This window comes from Acinetobacter sp. YH16053 (assembly GCF_013417035.1).
GTDB classification, from domain to species: domain Bacteria; phylum Pseudomonadota; class Gammaproteobacteria; order Pseudomonadales; family Moraxellaceae; genus Acinetobacter; species Acinetobacter towneri.
Map to the genome: position 1 here is coordinate 1 of NZ_VPEP01000079.1, position 2,516 is coordinate 2,516.

At 35.5% G+C, this 2,516-nt stretch carries 2 protein-coding genes; both read right to left on the bottom strand.

Annotated features, from left to right (window positions below):
* Positions 1-350: 350 nt before the first annotated feature.
* Positions 351-896: a plasmid replication DNA-binding protein gene (locus FTV43_RS15000; protein WP_179995796.1), complete on the bottom strand. Its 546-nt coding sequence runs from the start codon at positions 894-896 to the stop codon at positions 351-353.
* Positions 897-964: 68 nt separating this feature from the next.
* Positions 965-1,894 carry a replication initiation protein RepM gene (gene repM, locus FTV43_RS15005; RefSeq protein ID WP_086222692.1) on the bottom strand — a complete coding sequence of 310 codons (930 nt, stop codon included), beginning with the start codon at positions 1,892-1,894 and terminating at the stop codon, positions 965-967.
* Positions 1,895-2,516 lie beyond the last annotated feature (622 nt).

A 2,516-nucleotide genomic window follows, 5' to 3' on the forward strand; every position in this document is an offset into this window, starting at 1 on the left:
ACTGAAAAGGTTTGTGATGCTGCTTACTTTACTTATAGAGAAACCTTTTTAGCTAGAAAGTATAATCTGGAAATTCAAAGTATATAGTTTGTTTAAATCAAGGTTAATATGGATTAGTTGATCATCTTGAGAATAATCAGCTTCTCATACAAGGATCCTTGGATTGTTTTAAAATTAACATAATACACCTTATACGAAATGCGTTATAATTATCCTTATAATTCAACGCTGTAGTTCCTAGTTGATAGCCCAATCGAGCCCGTTTGGGCTTTTTTTATAATTTTTCACGTTCCACGCCTATTCTTTGAGCAATGTTTCACGCTGTTGATTAGCTCAGTTGAATAATGCCCTTAGCCATTCGGCAAGAAAAACCGGCTTAACCACCCTCTTTTCGGCTGCTCCGGTTCAACATGTTCCGGCACTGGAATACGCTTATTTTCCGTCTGCTCCGGAGTAGTCAATCCGTCATAGTTCTGCTCAGGCTCTGGCCGAGGATCCGTTGCTATATCTTCATTAAATTTCTGATCGGTAAACGTAGTCATATTGGCTTTTGGGGCTTCTAGCAGTCGTTGTATTGCTTCTATTTGATTATCTTTTGCTTCTAGTTGTTCTCTTTGAAAAACTTCTCGCTCATGTGCAAGTTCTAGCTGTTTTTTAAGTATGTCTACTTGCTGTTTTAGCATGTCTACTTCTGTATCTTTTTGTACCGTAGTAGACTGTAACGTAGTTACATTATTATTTTTATTAGATGGCTCGCCAAATACTCGTATGGCTTCAGATAAATCTATTTTACCATCACTATTTTTTGATAAATCCCCTTTATTTATACGTTTATAGATACTTTGACGATTCATTCCATAGAGTTGAGCTAATTCAATAACAGATAGTGCTTTCATCATGTAACCCAAGTAAAAGTCTGTATGTCAGTAGACAATATTTAGTAATGTAACGTTACATCAATGATTTAACGATAGCCAACCTTTTCAAGCATGGGAGCAAACTCTTTTAACTTCTCAGAATCTTTAAGCATTTCAGCAATTCTTACTGCGAATTGAGGATAGCTTTCAGTTCCTTGAGAGTATTTACTCATTTCAGGAAGTTCAGATAGCTTATTGGAAAATAAGTGGCGTTGAGAGTCAGTCATTTTTTTTGAAAAAAGATCTAGATTGCCAGATATTGTCTGATTTTCTAATGATTTAGTTTTAGATTTTTTTTGTTTAAAAGAAAAAGAAAAACCAGATATTGAACGGCCTTTTTTATGCTGTTGGTAGGTTGCCTCTATATCTGTTTTTTCGCTAATTTCAGAAATGGCTAAGTCAAGAACTCTAGTTTTAAAGTGATCCATACGCTTGTATTCATTAACACCAATTCCAAGTTGTTCTCTAAAAGTTGCTAATTCAAATACTGGCGTTTTTCCAATAGCTTTCCATTGAATTAATAACTCGTATAATCTTGCTGAATATGTACTGTTAAGCTGGGCTGTTTGGCTTAGTAAATATTGAGTAAAAAAGTCTTTAATACCATCAATTTTACTTATGCCTTGTACAACAGCTAAAGTGAAAACAAGTTCAATAGCCCCTTCATCATCTAGATATTTTACTTGCTGAATCCATCTACTTTTGACTAATTTCCCATCTTCATCAAAGAAGCTAAATCTTCTGTTAAATAAAGAATCCTCTGCTTCTTTCATTCTCTGATAAGCATTTTGCCTTGTTGTCCCAAAAACTTCAGCATATCTCAATGCATCTATTCGTAAAGGAGTATCTGTACTTAGTCCAGTACCCGTATGTCTAGCATCAACAATGGCTAATTGAACAATATGAAACTCTGATAAAGATAGAGTTTGAAAAGCTTGGTTTAACCGATTGGTTTTTACAACTAATTCTTTTGACATAGACTCAATTGAAATATTTTTATACCCACAGATTATAACAATGTGGGTATAACTGCAACTGTGTAGTTAAGGGTGTAATTAGGAGGGTAACTAAACGTGGGGGAATGGGTAACTAAACGTGGGGGAATGGGTAACTAAACGTGGGGGAATGGGTAACTAAACGTGGGGGAATGGGTAACTAAACGTGGGGGAATACAAAGGTTAGTTATTGAAATTTAATAATTAAAACTAAGTTAAAAACATTTAAAAACCTTAAAATAATTAAAAACCTGAATCATGAAAAATTGCCCTATGTTTTCGCTACGCTCAAACTCTATTGAACTTCGCTTACGCTCAGTTCGAAGGGGCAATTTTTGGGTTAATCTCGTGATAACTTCAAAAAAAGCAAAAGCAACTCGGAATTCGCTTCGCTCATAAGTTTTTTATACTCGCTTCGCTCGACCTAGATGCAAATTAAATCTGTTCGCACCCTCCGGGATGCTCTGTATCTCAGTCTCAGCAGCAAAGGGGAGTTTGTAATCAGGGAAAAAAATGGCGAAAATTTTAATTGTGTCTGTTCGCTCGTAGACACTCGCTCTGTAAGGCCTGAATAAAACCAGATAATTTTAAAAACCTGGACCAC